The following is a 1,118-nucleotide window of genomic DNA, read 5'->3' as shown; positions in this document are numbered from 1 at the left end:
GCCCGCGAGCGTGCGCAGCAGCTGATCGAGATGGCCGGGCTGCGCGGCTTCGAGAACAAGTACCCGTGGCAGCTGTCGGGCGGCATGCAGCAGCGCGTGGCCATCCTGCGGGCGCTGCTGCACGACCCGCCGGTGCTGCTGATGGACGAGCCCTTCGGCGCGCTCGACGCGATGACGCGCGAGCGCATGAACCTGGAGCTGCAGCGCATCTGGGGCGCCTCCGGCAAGACGGTGCTGCTGATCACGCACAGCATCCCGGAGGCGATCTTCCTGTCGGRCCGGGTGGCGGTGATGACCGAGCGCCCGGGGGCCATCGCCGCGGTGTACGACATCGCGCTGCCGCGGCCGCRCTCGCTCGACGTGATGGGCAGCGAGGCCTTCGCCGCGTACGCGAAGACGCTGCGCGCGCACTTCTATGCGCAGGGGTCGCTCGATGCGCATTGAGGGCATCCTGCTGGTCGTGCGCGCGGTCGATTGCGGCGTGCGGCCGGTGGCGCTGCGCCTGCCGTTCCGCTTCGGCGCGGTCACGCTCGATCGCTGCCCGCAGCTCTTCGTGCGCGCCACCGTCGAGGTGGCCGGYCGCGGCAGCTGGCAAGGCCACGCGGCCGAACTGATGGTGCCGAAGTGGTTCGACAAGCGCGCCGGTTTCTCGCACGCGCAGAACGTCGAGCACCTGGCCAACGCCGTCGAGCGCACGGTGCAGGCCTACGCCGGCGATGCGTCGGCCAGTGCGTTCGAGCTGTTCCAGCGCCATGCAGCCGCGCTGGCCGACGCCGGCCGCCACGCCGGAGCGACCGAGCTGTCGAGCGCCTTCGGCGCGGCGCTGGTCGACCGCGCGGTGCTCGACGCGCTGTGCCGGGCGCTCGGTGTGTCGGTGTTCGAGGCGGTCGCGCGCAACGCGATCGGCCTGCAGCCCAGCGCGCTGCTGCCCGACCTGCGCGGCTTCGACTGGAACGGCTGGCTCCCGACGCTGGTGCCACCGCGGCTGCGCATCGAGGCCCGCCACACCGTGGGCCTGCTCGATGCACTGCAGCCGCTGCCCGAGGACGCCGGCCCGCTGCCGGTGAGCCTGCCGGCGGTGATCGCGCGCTACGGGCACCGGGTGTTCAAGATCTAGG

2 protein-coding genes are annotated in these 1,118 nt (G+C 72.7%); both read left to right on the top strand.

The features are described from left to right. On the top strand, positions 1 to 444 hold a 444-nt coding region (locus tag AC1D15_RS33600; protein WP_477829470.1), incomplete at its 5' end, for an ABC transporter ATP-binding protein. Then, positions 434 to 1,117, top strand: a complete 684-nt coding sequence (locus tag AC1D15_RS33595; protein WP_477829469.1) for a hypothetical protein — start codon at positions 434 to 436, stop codon at positions 1,115 to 1,117. The genes AC1D15_RS33600 and AC1D15_RS33595, both read left to right, overlap by 11 nt. The last annotated feature ends 1 nt before the right edge of the window (position 1,118 follow it).

The organism is Rhizobacter sp. P2_H2, from assembly GCF_056403375.1.
The sequence above is the reverse complement of the archived record's forward strand: the minus strand, read 5'-3'. Positions and strand labels throughout refer to the sequence as shown.